At 31.9% G+C, this 24,661-nt stretch carries 21 protein-coding genes; 11 read left to right on the forward strand and 10 right to left on the reverse strand.

The features are described from left to right. Positions 1 to 23: 23 nt before the first annotated feature. The 8 genes from HYN56_RS24650 to HYN56_RS24685 form a co-directional block, all read right to left on the reverse strand. Positions 24 to 941 carry a glycosyltransferase family 2 protein gene (locus HYN56_RS24650; RefSeq protein WP_109194622.1) on the reverse strand — a complete coding sequence of 306 codons (918 nt, stop codon included), beginning with the start codon at positions 939 to 941 and terminating at the stop codon, positions 24 to 26. An 8-nt stretch (positions 942 to 949) separates the two neighbouring features. Further along, a complete protein-coding gene (locus tag HYN56_RS24655) occupies positions 950 to 1,993 on the reverse strand; it encodes a glycosyltransferase family 92 protein (protein ID WP_109194623.1) in 1,044 nt (347 codons plus the stop codon). Positions 1,994 to 2,006: 13 nt separating this feature from the next. Further along, entirely contained in the window at positions 2,007 to 3,161 is a 1,155-nt protein-coding gene (locus HYN56_RS24660) for a glycosyltransferase (protein ID WP_109194624.1), read from the reverse strand. A 12-nt stretch (positions 3,162 to 3,173) separates the two neighbouring features. Further along, positions 3,174 to 4,370, reverse strand: coding sequence for an O-antigen ligase family protein (locus HYN56_RS24665; RefSeq protein ID WP_109194625.1), 1,197 nt, complete (start codon positions 4,368 to 4,370; stop codon positions 3,174 to 3,176). A gap of 39 nt (positions 4,371 to 4,409) precedes the next feature. Further along, a complete protein-coding gene (locus HYN56_RS24670; RefSeq protein ID WP_167398350.1) occupies positions 4,410 to 5,216 on the reverse strand; it encodes an acyltransferase in 807 nt (268 codons plus the stop codon). A gap of 68 nt (positions 5,217 to 5,284) precedes the next feature. Next, positions 5,285 to 6,748: a lipopolysaccharide biosynthesis protein gene (locus tag HYN56_RS24675; protein ID WP_146194637.1), complete on the reverse strand. Its 1,464-nt coding sequence runs from the start codon at positions 6,746 to 6,748 to the stop codon at positions 5,285 to 5,287. Positions 6,749 to 6,973: 225 nt separating this feature from the next. Continuing rightward, positions 6,974 to 7,717: an SGNH/GDSL hydrolase family protein gene (locus tag HYN56_RS24680; RefSeq protein WP_109194628.1), complete on the reverse strand. Its 744-nt coding sequence runs from the start codon at positions 7,715 to 7,717 to the stop codon at positions 6,974 to 6,976. Positions 7,718 to 7,735: 18 nt separating this feature from the next. Continuing rightward, positions 7,736 to 8,161, reverse strand: coding sequence for an adenylyltransferase/cytidyltransferase family protein (locus HYN56_RS24685; protein WP_109194629.1), 426 nt, complete (start codon positions 8,159 to 8,161; stop codon positions 7,736 to 7,738). Between the two features lie 277 nt (positions 8,162 to 8,438). On the opposite strand from HYN56_RS24685, the gene HYN56_RS24690 reads away from it, so the two are divergent. The 4 genes from HYN56_RS24690 to HYN56_RS24705 all read left to right on the forward strand — a co-directional run bounded on the left by HYN56_RS24690 (position 8,439) and on the right by HYN56_RS24705 (position 12,713). Continuing rightward, a complete protein-coding gene (locus tag HYN56_RS24690) occupies positions 8,439 to 9,404 on the forward strand; it encodes a hypothetical protein (protein ID WP_109194630.1) in 966 nt (321 codons plus the stop codon). A 49-nt stretch (positions 9,405 to 9,453) separates the two neighbouring features. After that, positions 9,454 to 11,316 (forward strand): ABC-F family ATP-binding cassette domain-containing protein, encoded by a 1,863-nt coding sequence (locus HYN56_RS24695; protein WP_109194631.1) that lies wholly within the window; start codon positions 9,454 to 9,456, stop codon positions 11,314 to 11,316. A gap of 114 nt (positions 11,317 to 11,430) precedes the next feature. Then, positions 11,431 to 11,907, forward strand: a complete 477-nt coding sequence (locus tag HYN56_RS24700; protein WP_109194632.1) for an FKBP-type peptidyl-prolyl cis-trans isomerase — start codon at positions 11,431 to 11,433, stop codon at positions 11,905 to 11,907. A gap of 26 nt (positions 11,908 to 11,933) precedes the next feature. Then, positions 11,934 to 12,713 carry an O-methyltransferase gene (locus HYN56_RS24705; protein WP_109194633.1) on the forward strand — a complete coding sequence of 260 codons (780 nt, stop codon included), beginning with the start codon at positions 11,934 to 11,936 and terminating at the stop codon, positions 12,711 to 12,713. 53 nt (positions 12,714 to 12,766) lie between these two features. Here HYN56_RS24705 and HYN56_RS24710 read toward each other — a convergent pair whose 3' ends face one another. Continuing rightward, the gene (locus tag HYN56_RS24710) at positions 12,767 to 13,426 is read right to left on the reverse strand and encodes a DUF6565 domain-containing protein (protein ID WP_109194634.1); all 660 of its coding nucleotides are present in this window, start codon (positions 13,424 to 13,426) and stop codon (positions 12,767 to 12,769) included. Between the two features lie 300 nt (positions 13,427 to 13,726). Between HYN56_RS24710 and HYN56_RS24715 the strand changes: the two genes are divergently transcribed. From HYN56_RS24715 to secA, 4 genes are all read left to right on the forward strand, one after another. Then, a complete protein-coding gene (locus tag HYN56_RS24715) occupies positions 13,727 to 14,419 on the forward strand; it encodes an ABC transporter ATP-binding protein (RefSeq protein WP_109194635.1) in 693 nt (230 codons plus the stop codon). A 150-nt stretch (positions 14,420 to 14,569) separates the two neighbouring features. Further along, on the forward strand, positions 14,570 to 15,139 hold the full coding sequence (locus HYN56_RS24720) for a cob(I)yrinic acid a,c-diamide adenosyltransferase (protein WP_109194636.1): 570 nt from the start codon (positions 14,570 to 14,572) through the stop codon (positions 15,137 to 15,139). A 241-nt stretch (positions 15,140 to 15,380) separates the two neighbouring features. After that, positions 15,381 to 15,602 carry a DUF2795 domain-containing protein gene (locus HYN56_RS24725; RefSeq protein ID WP_007138072.1) on the forward strand — a complete coding sequence of 74 codons (222 nt, stop codon included), beginning with the start codon at positions 15,381 to 15,383 and terminating at the stop codon, positions 15,600 to 15,602. 87 nt (positions 15,603 to 15,689) lie between these two features. Beyond that, positions 15,690 to 19,034, forward strand: coding sequence for a preprotein translocase subunit SecA (secA, locus tag HYN56_RS24730; RefSeq protein ID WP_109194637.1), 3,345 nt, complete (start codon positions 15,690 to 15,692; stop codon positions 19,032 to 19,034). 175 nt (positions 19,035 to 19,209) lie between these two features. Here the strand turns inward: secA and HYN56_RS24735 are convergent, their stop codons facing one another. Continuing rightward, complete coding sequence (locus HYN56_RS24735) at positions 19,210 to 19,872, reverse strand: TrmH family RNA methyltransferase (protein ID WP_109194638.1); 663 nt, start codon at positions 19,870 to 19,872, stop codon at positions 19,210 to 19,212. Between the two features lie 138 nt (positions 19,873 to 20,010). Here HYN56_RS24735 and HYN56_RS24740 point away from each other — a divergent pair, with 138 nt between their 5' ends. The 3 genes from HYN56_RS24740 (at position 20,011) to HYN56_RS24750 (ending at position 24,534) form a co-directional block, all read left to right on the forward strand. Next, positions 20,011 to 20,700 carry an SIR2 family NAD-dependent protein deacylase gene (locus HYN56_RS24740; RefSeq protein WP_109194639.1) on the forward strand — a complete coding sequence of 230 codons (690 nt, stop codon included), beginning with the start codon at positions 20,011 to 20,013 and terminating at the stop codon, positions 20,698 to 20,700. Positions 20,701 to 20,779: 79 nt separating this feature from the next. Beyond that, on the forward strand, positions 20,780 to 22,126 hold the full coding sequence (gene purB / locus HYN56_RS24745; RefSeq protein WP_109194640.1) for an adenylosuccinate lyase: 1,347 nt from the start codon (positions 20,780 to 20,782) through the stop codon (positions 22,124 to 22,126). Positions 22,127 to 22,296: 170 nt separating this feature from the next. Continuing rightward, on the forward strand, positions 22,297 to 24,534 hold the full coding sequence (locus HYN56_RS24750) for a cation:proton antiporter domain-containing protein (protein ID WP_109194641.1): 2,238 nt from the start codon (positions 22,297 to 22,299) through the stop codon (positions 24,532 to 24,534). The last annotated feature ends 127 nt before the right edge of the window (positions 24,535 to 24,661 follow it).

Consider the following 24,661-nt stretch of genomic DNA (forward strand, 5'->3'; position numbering starts at 1 on the left):
ATGTATTAATTTAAAAAAAGCTTTTAACGTCTTATGGTTTTTATACCAATAAATAAGAGAACTAATTGCATTTTTTGAGTTATTGTACCCATAGTGGAAAAAGTTGTAGGGAGATAACCTAAATTCAGTAAACGCCAAACAAAGTATTTCAAAAACGAGTCTCTCTTTTTAAAATATAAAAACATACCCTCAAAAAATATATATCGATGAATTGTCGTATACCTCTTTTTTTTTCTTTCTTTTAAACTTGGTTCTAGATGAATTATTTCTGGGCCAGGCACAAGTTGCGACTTGTATCGCGATTTGTTGTAACGTAATTGCAATTCTGTTTCCTCAAAATACATAAAAAAATCTGGGCAAAATAAACCACATTCATCAATAACATTTCTCCTGATAAATAAATCTGCACCTGTTATATAATCTACATCAATTGGTGATGCTACTTTTTGAGTTCCTGGTTCAATAATTGATTTATTTAGTAATTTTCCAATATAAAGATTAAATAATGCTTTAAAAATATCCTTAAACTCTGGGAATTTTCCATAAGAAGTTGTAATTGTTTTTTTGTCTGCAGCTACTAATGGTGCACCAATACAGGCAACATTTTTAGGCAGACATTCCATAGTTTCATAAAATATTTTCACAGCATTGTTAAGTAAAACAGTATCTGAATTTAATAAGAAAACGTACTTCCCACTTGATACTTCATAACCTAAATTATTCGCCTTGCCAAAACCTAGATTTTTACCAGATTTAATGAAAATTATTCCATTATAATTTTCAAAATATTCTGCACTGCCGTCTGTAGAACCATTGTCTACTAATACTATCTCATATTTAACATCCTGAGTGACCTTAAAAATAGATTGTATGCAATCATTTGTTAATTTCTTTGTATTGTAGTTTACAATTATTATTGAAACATTTGTAGAATTACTCATCTATTTTTTTATTTGGATGTATATCCCATACTTATTTTAAGTTCATTGATAAAACGATAAATCTTGTAGTCTACAGAAGTACATTGATTTTGGAAATAAAAAAACACTTCATCAGATTTCAAATTTTTAGCATCATCACCAACAAGAGCGACATCTCCACGAGCCTTTTTTTTGTCCATATATTCGATATAAGATTTCGAATAATAATGATTTAATTGAATTGAAAAGTTTTTATTAAATAATCCACTTCTATTAATCTCAAATAAAACAAATTTCTTAAACTCATTTATTGGCGGCATAGGAATTCTGTAATTAAAAATCTTAACCGATCCAAACATTGTGTGTGTGTATTTTTTATCAAATTCAAGTACCTCAAATTGTGTATTAATAATCGACTTACCAATATCGTAATATTTGTCCCAACACGAAATATATTGTTCGATTATAAGCTTCTCTTTATTATGCTCGATAATTCCAGATGTACCAAACATTTTCCAATAAATATAAACAGATGGATAATTACTGAATTTTCCGATCCATTTTTTAATATCTGTTTCGTAAAAAGGGCAAATGAATTCATCTAAATCAATATACGCCAGCCATTTTGTCTCATTTTTAAACCTATCAAAACAATCGCTATAGGCAGGCATTTGTTGCTCTTGAGCGAGAGGCCAACTTATCAAAGTGACAATATCATTTTTAACATACGGCTCTAATATTAATTCAAAGCTATCAGTAGAATTATTATTATATAAATAAAAATGCTCAACCCCAATATTAAGGTGATACTCAATCCACTCTTTTAATGATAAATCTTCATTTTTAAAAATAGCACATACCGAAAATGTATATTTTGGCTCTGATAATCTAACTCTCTTTTTGCCAACACGTAACAAAATGTATAGTAAAGGGCTTAAAAACTGAACAAGAACATTGAATAAAAATCTGACTAAATTTGGCATATAATAATCATAGAAAAATAGACCACTAGCCTGCACTTGTCTCTTTCTATTTGATTTTTCAATTTTTAATATTTTCTTTATTCTATTCATTCTAACATTAATTTTATTGTATAAAAAAGATTCTTTCAAGTTCACTTTTTAATTTCAGTACCTCACTGGAAGGGCTTAAATTCTCCTTAACTACTTTGTAGTCTATTTCCTCAATATTTAAATTTTCAAGATTATTTAGAAATTCTACAATCTCTTTCACATTATGAAAAAGAGTTCCAAACTTAGTTCTATGCATTAGCGAATCAAAACAATCATTATGTAAAGCTAAAACATATTTTTCGGCATTAATCGCATCAAAAATTGCTCCGCTAGCAGTCATTTTAAAACTTTCTTCTGGATAAAGAAATACAACAAAATCAAGTTTCGAAAGCTCAAACTTTATCATTTCAGAAGAAATGAATTCTTTTTCAGCTTCCTTTATAAATCGAATATTGTTCTTATTCAATAATTCAGGGTTACAGAAAACACGGCCAATTGCAGTAATATCAAATTTACTCAATGGCAAATTATTCCGTAAATAAAAAATACTGTCCAGCCACTTTTCTTCACTTATTGATCCTACAAAACCAACCTGAATTTTTTCCTTGTTCAAATCTTTATTCTCAACTTGTCTATCAAAAATCCATGTATGCTCAAAAGAAATCAATTTATTCCACGCTAAATTGCTTAATACATTTTTAGCATTTTTTTTGACATGCTCTCCTAAACAAGAGAAGTATAAGGAATTAGACCATTTATAATCTGAAGATTTAAATAATTTTAAAGTCTTGATCGAAAACCTATTTAAATTTCTAAAATTATTGTCAGCTAAAAAATCCAGCTCACAATGACATGTAATCAATATTTTGCGATGCAATAATTTTGATAATTTATTAACAACAGGTATTGCAATTAAAGGAGCATAATTAAAATAAATTACCTTCTTTTTACTGCCCAACAAAACTATACTTATTGAAAAAAACAACTGTAATAAATGATGCAGCATTTTTTCAAATTTATTTTTAGGCTCATTTACCCAAATTCTTCGATATGTTACATTCTTAGGAAATTTGCCACCAAGATTATGTTTAACAATATTTACTGAACTTGGAGTCGCATAATAAATTACATGATCATAAATCTCAGCAAACATGCTAAGTGAACTGGTGTTAAATCCTAAATGAAAAACACCGTAAGAATTAGTATCTGCATAAATTAGTGTTTTCATATCAATTTCCTATCAACATGCATTTTTTTTATGAAAGAGAATCAGATATGCCACGACACTAATTGAAATTCCACAGATTGACATAGTTTGTGACGCAATATTTGTAAACAATATATAAACTAAATAAAACTTGCACCAGAGATAATTATCGAAGACAGGGTATTTTAACAATTTATAAAATACTAGCAAAAAAAGAAGTAAGCCCATAATACCGCTATATAAAAAAATATGCACGTAACCAACATCGTTAGAATATAGCGCCTTGTTTTCTGATTGATATATCATTTTTTTTCCATATTCGCTGTAAGCATGAGGTAACCCGTTACCAAAAATCATGGGAGTGACTGTTTCATTAAAATCTTTTACAAAATATTCAGCTGCTACTAAGCGTATATCTTTTTCACTGTCATTATTATTTTCGTATTGATCTTGAGAAATCGCTACCAAATCTTTTACAACGGGTAATTGAGTTTTTAAAATCAGATCAGGCAAAATGTATAAAAAAACACCTGTAATAAGTATTAAAATAAATTTATATCGTGAAGATTTAAAGACAAATATAACGCCTAAAATGGCGGAGTAAAAAATATATTGACGTGTTAATGTCAATAAAATAGCTAGATAAGCTAAAACAATAAATATTAAATCTTTCCATTTTTTTTTTATAACAAATCCATTTAAATGCATGAAAAATGCCAAAACAGCAAATTCTACTCCTTCAATTCTTGGACGAATAAATCCACGGTTATCATCTTCAATAATATTCGAAAATCCAAAATAACCTACCAACGAAAATTTAATATATGCAATTTTAAGCAGTAAATGGATTATAAAATAAAAATCAATAAATTTTACAATTTTCTTCTCAGATATTGCAATTTTCAGCAACAAAAACAAAAAAATGTATCTATATAATTCTACTGATATTCTAAAATTTAAAAATATATTTTGGCCCCAAAAAAGCAAAGGGCAAAATAGAGTACATATAAAAATCCAAATGGTTAAATTCTTATACTTTTTTAAAGTTTTATTTTTAAATTCAGCAAAAAACAATTCTTCTTTGCAATATAAAATGCTAAAAATTAAAAATAGAATAACGACAACGAGACCAATTTCCTTTTCAAAACCAGTATATTGAAAAAATTGATACCCTATCAGAGGGAATAACCAAAATAAATAATTCCCAATCGTGTTCCGTGTTTGGTACATCTATGTATTCTTTTTTAATAAAATAAAGAAGTGAATATACTATAAATGATTTGGCGAACAAAAATCCTCAAAACTACTTTCAGTTTTTAAAACAAACGTTTCTTGGGTCATTGAAAAATGTTTATCTAAAATTTGCTCAGATTTGTCATTATTTATACGTCTAAGCCCTTCAGCAATTAGTTTCGCCGGAGAACCACCTATGCATGAATATTCAGATATAATCTTTGTGTAATCTTTTGAAAGCATTGAAAATGGACCTGCTACAATTGTATAATTAGGAGTTTTTGTATTCTTTTTAATTATCGAGTGTGCTCCAATCCAGTTTCCTATCCCAATCTCAATTGCTCCTGTGTTGGTTTCAATTTTGTGCGTTGATTTGTTAATCATATAATGAAAATCAGTATCTAAGAAATCTACATTATTTCCTACCCTGGTTTTTTCTCCAATTTCAATTTTACATTTTGAAGTAATTGAACAATTGTCGCTTATAAATACGTCATTTCTTAGTATTAAAGATCCATTTTTTTCAATATTTAAATGGATACCTCTTCTTAAAACAACATTATCCCCTATTGTGAGTTTGCCACTTAAACTGATATATGATTTTGAAAATGCACTGCGAGATGGATCTGAAGTTCCAATTTTTAACATACCCTTTTTTATAGGTGCAGACAATTCGACACTGCCATCTAATACTCGAAATCTACATTTTCCATATATAAAAATTGGAAAATGTATTGCCTTACTAATTGGAAAAAGCATAAAATTAATTAACAATGTTTTAAATAAATTTATTCTATTTCTGAAACTAATTACAAAAATTTTATTTATCATTTTTTTTTTCAATTTTCCATTATTTATATAAAGAACAATATTGATATCGTTAAATGACTCAAAAACTTTTTTTAAATATTTTAACTTTTACTTCTTTTCAAAAGCTTGCTTGCTACAATCGTATTTAAAAAGCCTCTATCTCTTTTTGACAGACCTGTAAAATATATAATGACAAGAGAAAATATAGAGCTTACAAAAACAATAGATATTAAATTAATAATAGTTCGATCTAAAACAAATTGCAGGTATAGTGCGAGACTATATGCCAGCAAAGATGATAGCAAAATTCTTAGTAATACATCGCAAACATATTTCATTACATCAAAATACAACATTTTTTTCAACAACGATAATCTTATGAATAAACTAAAAAAAGACATGACTATTGCAACATACATTGTTGTTTGCGGAGGATAACCTATAGACAACAAAAAGAAACAAATTGGCAAATTCAATAGTTTAAAACCTCCAATAATTATTTGATAATATTTAATTTCACCTGTTGCCAAAGCTGAAGTTATGAGTGGCCCTGACAAAGAATCTATTAATACCATAATTATTACCAATCGTGTAAATAAAACAACATATTCTGGTATAACTTTTAACCAAAGAGACAAAATTAGATCTGTTTCAAGTAAGACCGGCATAGTTAATACAAATAATAGAAAGTACGAAAATTTAGAACTTTGAAAAACCAAAATTTGCATTTTCTCTCTTTCATTTTGTGCATAGTATTTTATAATCTGTGGGTTTACTGCCGTTGAAAAATTAGATACGAAAAGATTTATTGTGTTACTAATTTGAAAAGCAATACCTCTAGCAGCATTTATCACGGGATTAAAGAAAACATTTAACAACATATTAATCCCTTGATCATTAAAAACTCCTGCAAGTGATCCGAATAGATTCCATCCTGAATATCCAGCTATTTCCTTAAATAATTTTTTATCCCAAAAAAAAGAATAGTGACACTCATCAAATTTTTTCTGACAATAGGTTCTATAAATTAGAGTAATTATAGTGGTAACTCCAAAAATCAATATTGCATACAATTTCAATTTATCCATTGGAACAATCAACAACAAATAAACAATAAGGAGCTTCAACGACACTTCAATCATACTAACATAAGCATAGACGTTCATGCGTTCATATGCAATAATCACTGCATCATAAGGAATGGTGAACATTGTCATCATAAACGATAGAATTGAAAACTGATAAATCCAGTTTGCTGTGTCTATACGTCCAGATGGTATTGTCATTTTTGTATTTAAAAACCATAATCCCAAAGTTTCAGCAAGTAACAAGATTATTATTGCAACCATGATATAAATTGTCATGGTCATACTAAATGTCTTTTTTAACTGTTCATAATTTTGCCTGCCTAATTCAAACGAAAAAAAACGTTGGGTCGCGGTTGCTAAAGTTACGCTTAAAAAAGAAAATGTAGTAACAATGCCAGCAACTACATTAAAAATACCATAATCAATTACACCTAATGTATTTAATACAACTCTTACTGTATATAAAGATACTGTCATTGTCAATATCATTCTAAAATAAAGTAATAATGTGTTTTTTGCTATGCGTTTACTGTTGTCAGAATCAGTTATCAAGTTATTTGCGGGGTTATTGTGTTTCAAGTAAAAAATTTCGGATTTAGACTATCTATCTGTTACCTCTTCAATAAAATCAAAACCATAAAAGATATTTAAATTGATACTTTTTGACCACCAATCAGAAGTTAATTATTTTTTACACTTATATCAATTTTCCAATATTTTACTTTTTACTTTTAGATAAACCGGTAAAAAATCATTAAAAATTACTTTGTGTCCGGCATCATTGGGATGTAAAGCATCTCCGGCATCATAAATACTTTTAATTTTATAAGTTTCAGGATCAGTCAATTCATTATAATAATTAACGAATCTATCTCCATATGCTGCCTCAAGCATAGTATTGACTTCAATCAGAGCTTTATTTTTTTTCATATCAAGCAATCTAGGACTAGTTGATCCAATCAAAAATGACACATTATTATTTTCACATAAATCAGTCATTATTTTCATATTTGATATGTATTGATCAACAGTATAGCCGTTTGCTATATCGTTTGTTGTAAGCGAAAAAATAATCAAATTAGGATTCAACTTTAAGCTAGCAGTAATGTTTCTTTTTTCATCAGTCTCTATCCCGAGCTTATTTGGAATTGTTTCTGGTAAAAAATGCAATGTAAGATATCCACCTTTCGCATTATTAATAATACTATCATTTGACTCAGCTTCTAAAAGACCAGCCCATGAATTTGAATAATTACTGGCTCCTTGACCACTTGCAATTGAAGATCCTATAATTACAACTGTTATTTTTTCTTTTTTTTTGAAATGTTGAAACTGTGAAGAATCATCAGACTCTGTACAACTAACAAATAATGATGATAAAAGTAAAAACAAGAAACATTTATTTCTATTTTTCCTATTCCTAAATGCACTTCTTTTTTTTAGCATATTACTTAGAATAAATTATCACTGCACCTTAGCCAACTCCCTAACCGCAACTTCCTTCCTAAGTCCACTACTAGAAAAACGATGATCACGTGTATTAAAATAAAGTTCGATTCCTTTTTCTTCACAGTAAGATCTTCCTGTAAAATTTTGATCTTTGTATTCATCACCTAGTATACGAATATCTATTTTAAAGGATCGAAGAATATCATCAAGGTCTTGTTCTGTTGAGTAGGGAACAATTTCATCTACAAACTTGCATCCTTTAAGCTGAATATATCTCTCCACTACAGTTTGAGTTGGGCTATTTTTCTCCGGACGGTCTAACGTTGGATCAATTTGCAGGCCTGCAATTAAATAATCACATTGACTTTTAGCTTCTTCTAACATTTTTATATGACCGGCATGCAGTAAATCAAAGGTGCTAAATGTTATTCCTATTTTCATATTATAAATTATTATCTTGCAAGAAGTAGGACATTAAGTCCTGATATAGCTTCGCTTCTCCAAGTCACATATTAGAGCTTAGAGAATGCTATTAAAAAACTAAAAATCAAACCAATACAAAACAAAAGCTGTGATTTGCTTTTTTAATTATTGCGCAAAAGTAAATCATCGAATTACCTAAAAAAAGCTAAAAAGAAAGAAATGTCTTATTTTATTACAAAAAAAACTTATAGGTTTTACTACAATTATGAGGTTGTAATTTTAAATTTGTGAAATAATGAAGGTGTTTAGAATTATTTTTATATTGATAATCAATCAACTACACAGTCAAGTTTCTGGCTGTACAGATGCCTTAGCCAAAAATTACAATCCAAAAGCGATCAAAAATGACGGAAGTTGTTTTTATCAAAACCTAAAAATAAAATCTCAATATTCTAAAAAATTGAGTGATTCTATTAAAGAAACTTCAGGATTAATTGATTTTAGTAATCTAATTTGGACGCACAATGATGATCATGATAAAACTGTTTATGGCCTAGATTCTTTAGGCATAATTAAAAAGAAAATTATACTTAAGAACGTTATTAATCATGACTGGGAAGAAATTTCACAAGACAGTTCGTATCTTTATATTGGAGATTTTGGAAATAACTATTCCGGAAACCGAACAGATCTGCAAATTCTCAAAATAGAAAAGAAATCATTTTTAGAAGAAAAACCTAAAATAGAAATTATCTCTTTTAGCTATTCCGATCAAACTGATTTTGCTCCTGCCAAACCAAACAAAACCAATTTTGACTGCGAGGCTTTTATAGTTTCCAAAGACAGCATTTTTTTGTTTACCAAACAATGGAATACTTCTAAAACTTCTATTTATTCATTACCAAATCAGGCAGGAACACAAGTCGCAAAATACAAATCAACTCTTGATACAAAAGGTTTAGTAACGGGAGCAACTTATCTGGAAAATAAAAATTTGATTGTTTTATGTGGTTACACTAAACTTGGAAAACCTTTTTTATACCTCCTTTACGATTTCAAAAATCAGGAATTCCTGTCTGGGAATAAAAGACGAATCGCTTTAAAACTACCTTTCCATCAAATTGAAGGTATTGCGACAAAAGATGGTTTACATTATTTTTTGACTAATGAAGCTCTCGTACGCAAACCTCTCATAAATGTCAAACAGCAGATTCATTATTTTGATCTAAGTGCCGTACTGGCTTTGTATCTCCATAAATAATTCGCAAATCGTAAGATAATAGTTTACTTTTGCAAAAAATTTTATTCTTGTGAATTACTTATCTGTAGAAAATATATCAAAGTCATTTGGCGAAAGAGTCCTTTTTGACAACATTTCTTTTGGAATTAATAAAGACCAAAAAATCGCTTTTATTGCAAAAAATGGTTCCGGAAAAACAACCATTATGAGCATCATCAATGGCCTGGATGAACCTGACACTGGACAAGTCGTATTAAGAAAAGGCATTAGAATGGCATTTCTTTCACAAGAAAACAATCTTCAGGATGAACTTACAATTGAGGAAAGTATTTTTGCCTCAGACAATGAAACACTTAAGATAATTGAAGCTTACGAAAAGGCTTTAGAGAATCCTTCTGACGAAGAGGCTTACCAAAAAGCTTTTGATGGAATGGACCAACATAATGCCTGGGATTTTGAAACGCAGTACAAACAGATTCTATTCAAATTAAAACTGGAAGATTTCAAACTTAAAGTAAAAAATCTTTCCGGAGGACAAAAAAAACGTCTTTCACTGGCAATAATATTAATCAACCGTCCAGATTTATTGATTTTAGATGAGCCAACCAACCACTTAGATCTCGAAATGATTGAATGGCTGGAAAGTTATTTCGCCAAAGAAAACATTACATTGTTTATGGTAACACACGACCGTTTCTTTTTGGAGCGTGTTTGTAACGAGATTATTGAATTAGACAACGGAAAATTATATCAATACAAAGGAAATTATTCTTATTACTTAGAGAAAAAAGAAGAAAGAATTACTTCTGAAAATGCCAGTATTGACAAAGCAAAAAATCTTTTTGTAAAAGAATTAGAATGGATGCGTCGTCAGCCAAAAGCGAGAACAACCAAATCTAAATCCCGTCAGGACGATTTTTATATTATTAAAGAAAAAGCACAGAGCCGACGAAAAGAAAACAAAGTCGAGCTTGAAATTAATATGGAAAGAATGGGAAGCAAAATTATTGAGCTTCATAAACTTTCTAAAAAATTCAAGGATAAAGTTATTCTGGATAATTTCAGTTTTGACTTTCAGCGTGGCGAACGTATTGGAATTATCGGTAAAAATGGAACCGGAAAATCTACTTTCTTAAATTTATTGACAGGTACAATTCCACCGGACAGTGGACGTGTTGTAAAAGGTGATACTATAAAAGTGGGTTATTACACACAATCCGGGATCAATCCAAAACCGGGACAGCGTGTCATCGATATCATTAAAGAATACGGGGAGTACATTCCGTTGGCAAAAGGAAAAATCATTTCGGCTTCACAATTATTGGAGCGCTTTCTTTTTGATGCTAAAAAACAATACGATTATGTCGAAAAATTAAGTGGTGGAGAATTAAAACGCTTGTATTTATGTACCGTTTTAATTCAGAATCCGAACTTTTTGATTCTTGATGAGCCAACCAATGATTTGGATATTGTGACTTTGAATGTTTTAGAAAGTTTCCTACTGGATTATCCCGGTTGTTTATTGGTAGTTTCTCATGATCGTTATTTTATGGATAAAATTGTGGATCATTTATTTGTATTCAGAGGAGAAGGCGAAATTGAAAATTTCCCTGGAAACTATTCTGACTTCAGAGCTTATGAAGACAGCGCAGATGTTGCTCAAAAAGAAGAAAACAAAGCCGAAAAAAAAGACTGGAAACAAAATAATCCAACCGGCAACTTAAGTTTTAACGAACAGAAAGAATACCAAAAAATCGAAAGAGAAATAAAAGATTTAGAAATCGAAAAAACGAAAATCGAACAATTATTCTCTGATGGAAAAGTAGCTGATTCTGACATTGAGAAAAAAGCAAATGAATTACAAAATATAATTAAGAAAATTGATGCAAAAGAAGAACGTTGGTTTGAGCTTTCTGCCAAACTTGAAGGATAATTTTTTCGCTTAGCTTTCAGTTTCAGCCTTTTCGATGAATGTTAATGTCTAAAAAACTGTTACTGTCATAAAAACTAATTTATATATTTACGGCCTTAAAAAAACAAATACCATATGAAAAAATTATTAGTAGCATTTTCAATCCTGACATTTTTTATTTCTTGTACAAGTGATTCAGGATTAGAGAGAATTCCTGAAAAAATAGACTACAGTGCTGAAAATGAAAAAGAAATTACTGAGTATTTAGCTAAAAATAATTTAACTGCTCAAAAATCAAACACAGGTCTGCACTACATTATCAAAGAAGCAGGAACCGGTAAACAGCCTACCTTACAATCAAATGTAACAGTAACCTATAAAGGTACTCTTACCAACGGAACTGTTTTTGATCAAACTACCACCGCTGCAGGAGTAACATTCCCATTAAATAAATTAATATTAGGATGGCAGGAAGGATTGCCGCTTTTAAAAGAAGGTGGAAGTGCTTCTTTGTTTATTCCGGCACATTTAGGATATGGCAGTAGTAAGGCTGGAAACATTCCTGCAGGTTCTGTTTTAATTTTTGAGATTAAGCTAATCGCAACAAATTAATTTCAGTAAACAGAATAGTACAAAGAATGCTGTTTCAAATAAAATCTTATCTGAAATTTTTATGGAATTCTAAAAACGAACATGCGGTTCATTCGCCGTTCGTTTTTAGTTTACTGACAAAATGTTTTTACGATAAGAAAACCAAACCTGAATATGCAATTCTAAAAAAATACAGAAAATCGCTTTTAGAAAATAAAAATTTCATTGAAGTAACTGATTTTGGCGCTGGATCAAAAGTCTTTAAATCCAATAGAAGACAGATTTCTAAAATTGCTCAAACAGCAGGAATTTCAGTAAAAAGAGCCGAATTATTATTTCGCGTAACCCGATATTTTCAGCCTGAAACTATTCTAGAAATAGGAACATCATTAGGATTAGCAACATCAGCTTTGGCTTTAGGAAATCCAAAAGCAAAAGTAACTACAATAGAAGGCTGTCCTAATACGGCCAATGTTGCGCAAAATCAGCTGAATCAATTGAATTGTAAAAATGTAGAAAATGTTATTTCTGAATTTCAATCATTTCTAATTTCAGAAAACCTAAATTCCAAAATCTACAATCTAATTTATTTTGATGGCAATCATTCCAAAAAAGCAACGCTTGCCTATTTTGAACTTTTATTATCGACAACAGACAACGATTCTGTCTGGATTTTTGACGATATTCATTGGTCAGAAGAAATGGAAGAAGCATGGAGAATTATAAAAGATCATCCTAAAGTAAAAGTCACAATTGATACTTTTCAATGGGGATTTGTATTTTTTAGAAGAGAACAACAAAAAGAACACTTTATAATAAGAGCATAAAAAAAGACAATCAGAAATGATTGTCTTTTTTTTACTAATTCAAAATTTAAAGCTTACTTTTTAGCCTCTTTATTCTCTTCTGCTTTTGCTCCCATTCTATTTACGGTATACATAGGTGCAAACTTAATTTTCAAACCTGCAATTTTTCTATTGTCTTCAGCTGTTAGGCCTTCTTTTTCAACAGTATTTTTTCTACTGTCTAATGCTTCATACAATACTTTAATTTCATCCCAGTCTTCTCTTGAATATTTGTCTTTATTATTTTCTACTGTATGAACAAACTGTTGGTAAACACTGTGAATATTCTGAGCATTTACCCAAGCAAAGCTCATATCGTCTCCAATTTTTCCTTCACCAAACAAGGCATTTCTTAATTGTTGTTTAGGGCTTGGAGCCGGAGGGGCAAGAAGGGTGGTCATTTCTTTTTTGAAATCCTCATATTTTGCTTTACTTGTGTTTATTTTTTCAGTTTGAGCAGCATTATCTTTAATATCTGCTAAAGCAGCATCAGCTTCTGCAGCTCTTCTGTCATATTCTGATTCTACAGCATTCCAATTCTCTTTTAAATCTTCGGCTTTTACATTTTTAACCGAGTCTACGTAGGTTACATAAGAATCAATTGTATGCTGTGCTTTTTCTTGTTTTTCATCTTTACATGAAGTAAAGCTTAATCCTAATAATGCAATTACTGCAGCTATTTTTATATTTTTCATAATCTTGATTGTTTAATTAATACATGTCAAATTTACCTAAAACTAAATAGCATAAATTACATTATTATCACTTTTTACAGATTAAAAACATCTTAAAACTATAAAAACAACTAAAAAATATTAATTATGTAAAATTAATTCAAAATAACACAACATCATTTCGTAAAAAAAATATATTTTAAAATTATAACGATTCTATTTAGAAGAAAAGAGATTTTTGTAACAAAAACCAATTCTGAACTACTTATGTTTTTTATTGAAAAGTGTTTTGTACTTTTAAATCCAAAATTGTAAACCAAAATGGCTGAACCATTAATTAAAATAACTGATATCAGACGAAATTTCGTTTTAGGCAATGAAATTGTGTATGTTTTAAAAGGAATTGATTTAGAAATAAAAAAAGGGGAATACGTGGCCTTAATGGGGCCTTCGGGATCTGGAAAATCTACTTTAATGAATTTGCTAGGCTGTTTAGATACTCCAACTTCGGGACGTTATGTTTTAAATGGAAAAGATGTCAGCCAAATGAGAGACGATGAATTGGCCGAAATCAGGAACAAAGAAATTGGTTTCGTATTTCAGACTTTTAATTTATTACCAAGAACTACTGCATTAGATAATGTTGCACTTCCAATGATTTATGCAGGTTACGGAAAATCGGATCGAATTGCACGTGCAACTGAAGTTCTAAAACAAGTAAATCTTGCGGACAGAATGGATCACCAGCCCAATCAGCTGTCAGGAGGTCAGCGCCAGCGTGTTGCTGTCGCGAGAGCATTAGTAAACAAACCTTCTATTATTTTAGCCGATGAGCCAACAGGAAACTTAGACAGTAAAACTTCTGTCGAAATCATGAAGCTTTTTGGAGATATTCATGCACAAGGAAATACTGTAATTCTGGTAACTCACGAAGAAGATATTGCGGCGTATGCACATAGAGTTATTCGTTTGCGAGACGGTTTAATTGAAAGCGACACGAGAAAATCTGTTTAAACGTTTATTTGGTTAATCGTTTAATCGGAAAAAGAAAAACTTATAATCTCATTTCAATCCAGACAATTTCTAGGGATAGAATCTAGAAAAATAAGCTCAAAGAAGAGAAAACTTAGCATCTCAGAATCTCAGAACCTTAGCATCTTTAAAATGAAAGTATATACCAAAACAGGCGATAAAGGTACAACAGCTCTTTTTGGAGGAACGCGCGTACCAAAAGACCATATCAGAATTGACAGTTACGGAACTGTTGATGAACTGAATTCCTATATCGGACTAATTCGTGATCAGGAAATAGACTCGCATTATAAGACTATTTTAATAGAAATTCAGGATCGTCTTTTTACGGTTGGTGCCATTTTGGCAACGCCACAAGAGAAAGAAGTTTTGAAAAATGGTGAACTTCGTTTAAAAAATCTTGGAATAATCGATTCAGATATCGAATTACTCGAAAACGAAATAGATAAAATGGACGAAAGCCTTCCACCAATGACTCATTTTGTTTTACCCGGAGGACATCCAACCGTGTCACATTGTCATATAGCACGTTGTATTTGCCGTCGGGCAGAACGTTTGGCAGTGCATTTAAGCCATAATGAACACGTTCCTGAAATAGCAATCCAGTACTTAAACCGACTTTCTGACTACCTTTTTGTCTTGGCACGGAAGTTGTCGTCTGACTTAAAAGCGGAGGAAGTGAAATGGATTCCAAGAAAGTAAAAAACTTTCTTAAAATTTCAATTTTTTAAAATTCCAAATTCCAAGAAAAATTAAAAATTCTTTGAATTTAAATTTGACATAAAAGCTTTAAAACAGGAGGATTTAAGCTCCTTTTTTGGAATTTGAAATTTAAAAATTGGGATTTAAAAAGAGACGTTCTTAAATTTTATTAAAATAAATCAAAATTTACTTGTCTTTTTCAGTAAAAAATTTATTTTTGCACAAACTAAACAGATAACAGATGTATTGGACATTAGAATTAGCATCTTATTTAAGTGATGCGCCATGGCCTGCTAACAAAGACGAACTTATTGACTACGCTATTAGAGCTGGCGCTCCATTAGAAGTAGTAGAAAACCTTCAATCAATCGAAGATGAAGGCGAGATATATGAATCAATGGAAGAAATTTGGCCTGATTATCCAACAGACGAAGATTATCTTTGGAATGAGGATGAATATTAAAAAAATAAACCAAAGAAAAAAGTCTCATCATAGAGGCTTTTTTTTTGGTTCAAATACATATTAAATAATAAAGAAATACAATAAATCATGAGTTTCATAAATAGTATTATTAAAGTCTTTGTGGGTGATAAATCACAGAAAGATGTCAAAGCTTTACAACCTTACTTAACAAAAATTAAAGCATTCGAAGCTCCCTTAATGAGTCTTTCAAACGACGAATTAAGAGGCAGAACCGTTTATTTTAAAGATAGAATAAAAGAAGCCAGAGCTGACAAAGATGCTAAAATTGCTTCGCTTAAAGCAGAAGTAGAAAACATCGAAGACATCGATAAAAGAGAAGATATTTATGATGCTATTGATGCTCTTGAAAAAGAAGCTTATGAAATCTCTGAAAAAACTTTATTAGAAATTCTTCCAGAAGCATTTTCTGTAGTAAAAGAAACGGCGCGTCGTTTCAAAGAAAACTCTCATATTGAAGTTACGGCTACTCCAAAAGACCGTGAATTTTCTGCAACAAAACCATATATTACAATTGATGGCGAAAAATCTATCTGGGCAAACAAATGGAATGCTGCCGGAAAAGACATCACTTGGGACATGATTCACTATGATGTTCAGTTAATTGGTGGTATGGTTTTACACGAAGGTAAAGTTGCCGAAATGCAAACGGGTGAAGGTAAAACGTTAGTGGCTACACTTCCATTATACTTAAACGCTTTGACAGGAAACGGAGTTCACTTAGTAACAGTGAATGACTACTTAGCAAAACGTGATAGCACTTGGAAAGCTCCTTTATTTGAATTCCACGGATTATCTGTTGACTGTATTGACAATCACCAGCCAAGTACAGAACAAAGAAAAAAAGCATACGACGCAGATATCACTTACGGAACCAACAACGAATTTGGTTTTGACTACTTAAGAGATAACATGGCGCACTCGCCAAGCGATTTAGTTCAGAGAAAACACAATTTCGCGATTGTCGACGAGGTCGATTCTGTATTAATTGATGATGCCAGAACACCTCTTATCATTTCAGGACCAGTTCCTCAGGGAGATCGTCACGAATTCAACGAATTGAAACCAAAAATTGAAAACTTAGTTGCACAACAACGTCAGTTAGCAAATGGTTTCTTAGCTGAAGCTAAAAAATTAATCAAAGAAGGAAATACTAAAGACGGAGGTTTCTTATTGCTAAGAGCTTACAGATCTTTGCCTAAAAATAAAGCATTAATTAAGTTTTTGAGCGAAGAAGGAATTAAACAATTACTTCAAAAAACTGAAAACCAATACATGCAGGATAACAATCGCGAAATGCATAAAGTTGACGAAGCTTTATATTTTGTGATTGAAGAAAAAAACAATCAGGTTGAATTGACAGATAATGGTATTAAATACCTTTCTGGAGATACAGATGCAGATTTCTTCGTTTTACCAGACATTGGAACAGAAATAGCTGCGATCGAAAAACAAAAATTAGACAAAGACGCTGAAGCAGAAGCTAAAGAAAGATTATTCCAGGATTTTGGAGTAAAAAGCGAGCGTATTCACACTTTGACTCAGCTTTTAAAAGCATATGCTTTATTTGAAAAAGATGTAGAATACGTGATCATGGACAACAAAATTATGATTGTCGATGAGCAAACAGGTCGTATCATGGATGGACGTCGTTATTCTGACGGATTACACCAGGCGATCGAAGCTAAAGAAAACGTAAAAATCGAAGCTGCAACTCAAACTTTTGCAACTGTAACGTTACAGAACTATTTCAGAATGTACAGCAAATTAGCTGGTATGACGGGTACAGCTGTTACAGAAGCTGGTGAGTTATGGCAGATCTATAAATTAGATGTTGTTGAAATTCCAACTAACCGTGGAATTGCAAGAATTGACAAAGAAGATTACATCTACAAAACAACTCGTGAAAAATTCAACGCTGTAATTGAAGATGTAACTGAATTATCACAAGCAGGAAGACCGGTATTGATTGGAACAACTTCTGTAGAGATTTCAGAATTATTAAGCCGTATGCTTAAAATGAGAGGAATCCAACACAACGTATTAAATGCTAAAATGCACAAGCAAGAAGCTCAAATCGTTGAAGAAGCTGGAAAAGCCGGAGTGGTAACAATTGCAACAAACATGGCTGGTCGTGGTACCGATATTAAATTATCTCCGGAAGTTAAAGCTGCAGGAGGTTTAGCAATCGTGGGTACAGAGCGTCATGATTCACGTCGTGTAGACAGACAGTTACGTGGTCGTTCTGGTCGTCAGGGAGATCCGGGAAGTTCTCAATTCTACGTTTCTCTTGAAGATAACTTAATGCGTTTATTCGGTTCTGAAAGAGTTGCGAAAGTAATGGACAGAATGGGATTGAAAGAAGGTGAAGTTATTCAGCATTCTATGATGACTAAATCTATCGAACGTGCTCAGAAAAAAGTAGAAGAAAACAACTTTGGTGTTCGTAAACGTTTACTAGAATATGATGACGTAATGAACTCTCAACGTGAAGTAGTTTACAAACGTCGTCGTCACGCATTATTCGGAGAACGTTTAAAACTGGATATCGCTAACATGCTTTATGATACTTGCGAGTTGATTGTAAGCAACAATAAAGTGGCAAATGATTTCAAAGGATATGAATTTGATTTAATTCGCTATTTCGGAATCACTTCTCCAATCTCTGAAGCAGATTTCTTAAAATTATCTGATATCGAAGTTACTGGAAAAGTATACAAAGAAGCTTTAGCTTTTTATACTGAAAAAACAGAAAGAAGCGCAAGAGAAGCTTTCCCAATTATCAAAGGAGTTTACGAAGAGCCAAATAATCATTTCGAAAGAATCGTAGTTCCATTTACAGACGGAATCAAAACTTTGAATGTTGTTACTGACCTGAAAAAAGCTTACGATAGCGAAGGAGCTCAATTAATTGCTGATTTCGAGAAAAACATCACACTTTCTATTGTGGATGAAGCTTGGAAGAAACATTTACGTAAAATGGACGAATTGAAACAATCTGTTCAATTGGCTGTTCACGAACAAAAAGATCCATTGCTAATCTACAAATTAGAAGCTTTCAATTTGTTTAGAGGAATGTTGGACAACGTTAACAAAGAAGTTATTTCATTCTTATTCAAAGGTGATTTACCAGCTCAAAACGTTCCTGAAATTCACGAAGCAAGAGAAGTAGTTCGTCCAAAGGAAAATTTACAATTAAGTAAAGACGAAATTCCAAACAGCGAAAGCATTAATCGTGAAGCAGGAGAAACTCAACAGCGTCAGGTTACAGAAACTATCGTAAGAGATATGCCAAAAATCAACAGAAATGATACTGTAACAGTTCAGGAAGTTGCAACTGGTAAAACAGAAACGATGAAGTATAAAAAAGCTGAGGCTTTAATTGCTGCTGGAACTTGGGTTTTGATTAACTAAGAAAAATCCAATGTTAAATATAAAATCCCCGATTACAAATGTAGTCGGGGATTTTTTTTGCCACGAATTTCACGAATTTTCGCGAATTCCTTCTTTTATTTCTTGTAGAAAAAATTAACGGAAATTCGTGCAAATGGCATACCTATTTACGTTCACTCTGGTCATTGCAAACAAATCATCTCGGATTATCCTGATAATATCTTTCTTCAATTCGTTTTATGTCTCTTATAGAATTTTTAGCCCAATCTAAACGTTTAGCAAGAATTTCTTCATCCGTTAATTTCCAATCAATATCAGATCTTCTCAATCTATTGGTTAAATTTTGGATGATGATCGCTGCAGAAACCGAAATATTCAAACTTTCGGTAAAACCAACCATTGGAATCTTTAAAAACCCATCGGCATTATCCATAATTTCTTGTGACAAACCTTCTTTTTCAGTTCCAAAGAATAAAGCACTTGGTTTTGTGATATCAAAATCTTCCAGCATGCAGTCTTTTTCATGTGGCGTTGTTGCTATAATCTGATAGCCTTTACTTTTCAAATTAGAAAGACAACCTGAAACCGAATCAAATCTGTTTATATCAACCCATTTTTGTGCTCCTAACGCAATCTCTTTATCGATTCTTTTTCCGAAACGCTGTTCAATTACATTCAATTCCTGAATTCCAAAAACTTCGCAGCTTCGCATTACCGCACTGGTATTATGCATTTGATACACATCTTCAACAGCAACTGTAAAATGCTTTGTGCGATTTTCCAATACTTTTAAAAAATTAGCTTTTCGATTTTCAGTTAATATGTTTTCTAAGAATGCGAGGTAATCTAAATCAATCATTTTAATTCTTTTTATTACTAACTATAAGTTCTTCAACTTACATTACGGAAATTTAAGTCTGCGAAAATAACTATTTCATTTGAAAGATTTCTCATTTGATTATCTTTGGATTAGTAATTAGAAAAAACTCTTTTAAAAATGAAAAAAAAACTTGTAGTCTTAACCGGAGCTGGAATTAGTGCTGAAAGCGGAATCAAAACTTTTCGCGACAGTGATGGTTTATGGGAAGGGCATGATGTGATGGAAGTTGCTACACCAGAAGGCTGGTTCAAAAATCAGGAACTGGTTTTAGACTTTTACAACAAACGTCGTCAGCAATTAAAAGAGGTAAAACCAAATTTAGGGCATACTATTTTGGCTGAATTAGAGAAAGATTTTGACGTACATATCATCACTCAAAATGTAGACGATTTACACGAACGTGCAGGCAGTACAAAAGTTTTGCATTTACATGGTGAATTATTAAAAGTTAGAAGTGTTCGCGATAAAAATCTAATTCTCGACTGGACAGAAGATTTACATACTGGTGATTTTGATGGAAACGGACATCAATTACGCCCACATATTGTTTGGTTTGGCGAAGAAGTTCCTGCTCTTGAAGAAGCAATTGATATTACAGAAACGGCAGATTATTTTGCTGTGATTGGAACTTCGCTTCAGGTTTATCCTGCTGCAGGATTGATTGCTTATACTCCAAGTACCTCTCCTGTTTTTTATATTGATCCAAAACCTATCTCGATTCCAAATATTAGAAACAAAGTAGAAACGATTGCCAAGTTCGCATCTGAAGGAGTTGCCGATTTAAGAACGCGATTAAATTCATTTTGAATGCACAAATGCACGTTTTAATTACCTCTAATCGCCAAATTCTGTTTATATTTGCACCTTTCGAAAAAACAACATAACAATGACTACTCTAAACGAATTGAATGCTATTTCTCCTATTGATGGAAGATATAGAAATAAAACCCAAAATTTAGCACCATTTTTCTCTGAAGAAGCTTTGATAAAATACCGTGTTTTGGTTGAAGTGGAATATTTTATTGCTTTATGCGAAATTCCATTACCTCAATTAAAAGGTATTGATTCTGGTTTATTTGAAAGTTTGAGAAACATCTACAAAAATTTCTCTACTGAAGATGCACTTTGGATTAAAGAAACAGAAAAAGTAACCAACCACGACGTAAAAGCGGTTGAATACTTTATTAAAGATGCTTTCGAAAAATTAGGTTTATCTCAATACAAAGAGTTCATTCACTTCGGATTAACATCACAGGATATTAATAATACTGCTATTCCGCTTTCTACAAAAAAAGCGTTTGAGCAGGTTTATATGCCTTCTTTAATTGCTTTAATCGCTAAATTAAAAGAACTAAGTACAGAGTGGAAAGATATTCCGATGTTGGCACGTACGCACGGACAGCCAGCCTCTCCTACTCGTTTAGGAAAAGAAATTTTGGTTTTCGTAGAGCGCTTAGAAGAGCAAATGCGTTTATTATTCAACGTTCCGTTTGCAGCTAAATTTGGTGGTGCTACCGGAAACTTTAATGCTCATCATGTAGCGTATCCACAAATTGACTGGAAACAATTTGGAAATAAATTTGTTGAAACGGATCTTGGTTTAAAACATTCTTTTCCAACAACTCAAATTGAGCATTACGATCATTTTGCTGCTTTTTTTGATGCTTTAAAAAGAATCAACACCATTATTATCGATTTAGACCGTGATATTTGGACATATGTATCAATGGACTATTTCAAACAAAAAATCAAAGCCGGGGAAATTGGCTCTTCTGCAATGCCACATAAAGTAAATCCGATTGATTTTGAGAACTCTGAAGGAAATTTAGGAATTGCAAATGCTATTTTTGAACATCTTTCTGCAAAATTACCAATCTCAAGATTACAGCGTGATTTAACTGACAGTACTGTTTTACGTAATGTTGGAGTTCCATTCGGACATACTATTATTGCTTTTGAGGCAACTCTAAAAGGGTTGAATAAATTACTTTTAAACGAAAGTAAATTTGCTGAAGATTTAGAAAGAAACTGGGCAGTTGTGGCTGAAGCAATTCAGACTATTTTACGCCGTGAAGCATATCCAAACCCTTATGAAGCTTTAAAAGGCCTAACAAGAACAAATGAAGCTATTGATAAAAATGCGATTCATAATTTTATTGCAACTTTAGAAGTTTCAGATGCTGTTAGAGCAGAATTATTAGCAATAACTCCTAGTAATTACACAGGAATCTAAAGAAAACACCAAATATTTTGTCAAAAAAAGCTATCTTTATCGAGATAGCTTTTTTTTATTTAATTCGGAGCTAAACCAGTATTACCTAGCCATTTATTCTTATAAAAGTGCAGTGGTTTCATTACAATGAAAAGCTGGATCAGCTCCTTAAAAAAATACCACGTTTTTATATGATTGCATTAAATGCCGCTGCCGAAAGTACACACCACTTACAACCCTTAATTAGTGATTTAGGATTAATCCTGATGACTGCCGGAATTGCCGTTCTACTATTTAAAAAAATGAAACAGCCTTTGGTTTTAGGCTACCTGATTGCAGGATTTTTAGCCGGAAACCATTTTGATTTTTTCCCTTCTATAACAGACATGAAAAGTGTTGAAGTTTGGGCAGAAATCGGGGTCATATTTTTACTTTTTAGTTTGGGACTCGAATTCAGCTTTAAGAAACTAATGAAAGTTGGAGGTACCTCATCTGTCACCGCCATAACCCAAATTATGTTTATGACATTGATTGGTTATTGTGTCGGACAATGGATGGGCTGGGGAAAAATGGACAGTATTTTCCTTGGAGCGACACTTTCTATTTCTTCCACAACGATTATTATCAGGGCTTTTGATGAATTGGGAGTGAAAGGAAAAAAGTTCGTTGGAATTGTTTTTGGAGCCTTAATTGTTGAAGATATTGTAGCTATTTTAATGCTTGTTTTATTATCGACAATTGCAGTAAGCGATCAGGTTTCCGGAGGCGAATTATTACAGTCTGTTTTAAAATTAGTATTCTTTTTGATCATTTGGTTCTTAGGAGGAATTTTTATTATTCCAACGATTTTGAAAAAAGCAAAGCATCTTTTAACTGATGAAATGCTGCTTATTATTTCGTTAGCATTATGTTTGATGATGGTAATGTTTGCCGCTAATGTTGGTTTCTCTCCGGCGTTAGGAGCTTTTATCATGGGTTCTATTATTGCTGAGACTACACAGGCAGAAAAAATTGAGCATTTAATTCAGCCTGTAAAAGATTTATTCGGTGCTGTTTTCTTTGTATCTGTGGGAATGTTAATTAATCCTGACACACTATTAACTTATGCAATGCCGGTTGGTTTAATTACACTTTTAACTATTTTCGGAAAAGCATTTAGTTCTTCTATCGGAGCTTTAATTTCCGGTCAACCGTTGAAGCAATCTGTTCAGACCGGAATGAGTTTGGCACAAATTGGAGAGTTTTCTTTTATTATTGCAACTCTTGGAATGACGCTGAAAGTAACCAGTGATTTCCTGTATCCAATTATCGTAGCGGTATCGGCAATAACTACATTTACAACTCCGTTTTTAATTAAATATTCTGAAAGATTTGCTTTGTTTTTAGAATCAAAAATGCCAAAACGATGGGTTAAAAACATCAACAGATACAGTGTCAATGCTCAGGCAATCAAATCGGTAAGTACCTGGCAGATTGTATTGCGATCTTCGATTACTCAGATTATACTTCATACTATTATTATTACCGCAATTATTTTATTGTCATCTAAATTCGTTGCGCCTTTAGTTGCCGATACACGATTCGGAAATACTTTGGCTGCTTTATTGACTTTAGTCATTATAGCGCCCTTTCTATGGGCATTGTCGCTCCGTCGTGTAAAAGTAGAAGAAGTCGAAATCCTTTGGGAAGAACGTAAATACCGCGGGGCATTATTAATGCTTATTTTAATCAGAATGAGTCTTGGATTATTCTTTGTCGGGTTTTTATTGAATATCTTCTTCTCACCTTTAGTAGCATTTATTGCACTAATCATTGCCATTGGAGCCTATCAAATTTTCCCTAAAAAATTAAATGAACAATATCATAAAATCGAAAATCACTTTTTGAAAAACCTCAACGATCGTGAGAACAAAAAGATTGACAGAAGATATGCTAATTTGATGCCGTGGGATGGTCATATGTCTTTTTTTGACATTAAAAAAGAATCGAATCTCGTTGGCAAAACACTGCAGGAATTAAAGATTCGAGAATCATTAGGAATTAATATCGCTTACATCAAACGTGGCGAAGTAACCATTCCGATTCCGACCAAAAATGAAAGATTATTTCCAGGCGATGAAATCTGCGTAATTGGTACCGATGCCCAAATTGTTGAATTTACAAAGTATCTAAATCAAAATGAAACTGAAGCCCCTGGGAAAGTAGAAGAAACCGATATTGTTTTGCGTCAGCTTGAGGTATCCCAAGATGAATTCATTCAAAAAAGCATCGGCCAATTCAGAGCCAAAACCGACGGAATGGTTGTAGGAATTGAACGAAACGGAAATCGTATCCTAAATCCGGAGTCTAGTTTAATCTTAGAAAAAAATGATATTCTTTGGGTTGTAGGAGATAAAAAAAGAATGAATGCTTTGTTGGCGGTGAAATAGATTTTTTTTAAGATACTAAGCCTCTAAGTTTTTTTTTATAGAAGGTGTTGAGATTTTTCATAAACTGAAAATCTCAACACCTTCTATTTTCTTTGTTTTCATAAAAAAAATGCTAAAATTCTAAGAA

The sequence above is a fragment of the Flavobacterium crocinum genome (genome assembly GCF_003122385.1).
GTDB classification, from domain to species: domain Bacteria; phylum Bacteroidota; class Bacteroidia; order Flavobacteriales; family Flavobacteriaceae; genus Flavobacterium; species Flavobacterium crocinum.